The organism is Alcanivorax sp. HI0044, assembly GCF_001634945.1.
Map to the genome: position 1 here is coordinate 1 of NZ_LWEZ01001278.1, position 2,319 is coordinate 2,319.

A 2,319-nucleotide genomic window follows, 5' to 3' on the forward strand; every position below is an offset into this window, starting at 1 on the left:
GGCGGCGAAGAACACCGGGCGTGCCACTTCCTGGGCGGCGTCTTTCACGCGTAAGGCAATGCCGCCTTTGGTGTCGTGGCTACCCTCTTTTCGGCTCAGATGTTTGAAGATGTTTTCCACCATCACCACGGAGCCATCCACCAGCATGCCGATGGCCACGGCCAGGCCACCCAGTGACATCAGGTTGGCGGACATGCCCAGGCTGGCCATCGCCAACAAGGCCAGGCCGATGGAGAGCGGAATGGACAACAATACCAACGCGGTGGCGCGCAGGTTCATCAGGAACAGGGCCAGTACGATGACGATAAACACAAACGCCAGCAGCAAGGCGGTAACCACGGTGCTCACTGCTTTTTCCACCAGGTCCGCCTGATCGTAGAACACCTCGAACTGCACACCCTCCGGCAGGGCCTGCTGGATGCGCGCTTCGCGCTCCTTGATGCCATCAATGGTGGCCTTGGTGTTGGCGCCCATGCGCTTGAGCACAATGCCCGCCACCACTTCACCTAACGCTTGCGGTTCACCGTTGGCATCGCGGCGGGTCATGGTGAGCGCGCCCTGACGGATCTCGCCGCCGAATTCCACTTTCGCCACATCACTCACGCGCACCTGGGTGCCGTCCACTTCCTTGAGGGGAATGGCGGCAATGTCGCCGAGCCCTTGCTCGCCACTGCCGACCCAGCCCANGCCACGAATCACCAGTTGCTCGGCGCCGCGATCCAGATACCAGCCACCGGCGTTGCGGTTGTTGGCGGCAATGGCATCCATGACCTGTTGCAGGCTCAAGTCGTAGGCGAGCAACCGGGTGGGGTTCACGTTGACCTGATACTGGCGCACTTCACCGCCATAGCTGAGCACATCGGTGACGCCGCCCACGGGCATGAGCAGCAGTTTCACCACCCAGTCGTTAAGGCTGCGCAGTTGCATGGCATCCACGCCGGAGCCCGGCTCGGCGGTGAGCAGGTATTGATACACCTGACCCAGGCCGGAGGTGTTGGGGCCCATTTCCGGGGTGCCGACGCCGTCGGGAATATCTTCCCGTGCGGCCTGCAATCGCTCGAACACCAGCTGGCGGGCGAAATAGATATCGGTGCCTTCCTCGAACACCACGGTGACGATGGACAGGCCGGTCTTGGAGATGGAACGCACCTCGGCCACCTGCGGCAATGCATACATCACTGCCTCGATGGGATAGGTGATCAGCTGCTCCACTTCTTCCGCTGCCAGGCCTTCGGCTTCGGTGTTCACCTGTACCTGGACGTTGGTCACGTCCGGGAAGGCATCCAGTTTCAGGTTGGGCAATTGCCAGCCGATCACGCCAATGGTGATGACCAGTAACAGCAACACAATGAGGCGGTTGTTCACCGCCCAATCGACAAGTCGATTAAACATGACGGTGATCCTCAGTGATTGTGAATATCGAAACCGGACTTGGCCATTTCACTGGCCAGAAAAAACGCCCCGCGAGTGACCACGCGCGTACCCGGTTCAAGACCCGTAACGATGCGGCGGTTTTCCAGCTGGCCATTGAGTTGGATTTCCACGGGTTTGTAGTGGCCAGGCTCTTCTTCCACGAACAGTTGCCAATCGCCATCGGCGCTACGGGTGAGCGCCTCTTCCGGCACGGTGAGGGTGTTCTCCGGTGCCGCCAACGCCAGTGCCACATCGGCAAACATGCCGGGGTGCAACAGATGGCCCGCATTGGGAATCGCCACTCGCACCGCAAGGGTACGGGTGACGGGATTGAGGCGATGGCCAGACTGGATCACCTTGCCGTCCACGGATGTGCCACCCACGATGACGCGGGCCGGGGTGCCGGTGCTGATCTGCAAACCGGGGCTCGGCGGCAGGGCGGCTTCGGCCCACAGTTCGGATTCATCCACCAGCGTGACCAGGGCGCTGCCCGCGGTTAACCATTGCCCTTGCTGGAAGGCATCTTCCAGCACCAGGCCATCGTCCGGCGCTGTGAGGGTATAAACCCCTTTTTCATTTTTTCCGGCTTCGATATCAGCGATGGCGCTGTTACTGAGGCCATAACCCTTGGCCCGGGCTCGCAGGGACTGGTACTGACTTTGCGCGTCCAGATAGCGCTGGTTGCCCACGGTACGCCGGCCGAGGTTTTTAACCCGCCGCCAGCCGTCCGCTGCCACTTGCAGATCACTTTGTAACTGCGCCATGGCCGGGCTGAACAGGGTGGCAATGGCATCCCCTTTTTCCATGTGCTGGCCAAGCGTGGCACTGCGAGACTGCACCTGGGAATCGATACGCACCGGCACCACCCAGGTGCGGTACTGGTTGCTGATAATTTCCGCCGGCACG

General features: G+C 61.2%; 2 protein-coding genes. Both read right to left on the reverse strand.

The window, feature by feature from the left end:
- A partial coding sequence (locus A3730_RS18425; protein WP_197477523.1) for an efflux RND transporter permease subunit occupies positions 1 to 1,392 on the reverse strand: 1,392 nt, incomplete at its 3' end.
- Positions 1,393 to 1,403: 11 nt separating this feature from the next.
- Positions 1,404 to 2,319 (reverse strand): efflux RND transporter periplasmic adaptor subunit (locus A3730_RS18430; RefSeq protein ID WP_063538645.1); only part of this gene is annotated, 916 nt, incomplete at its 5' end.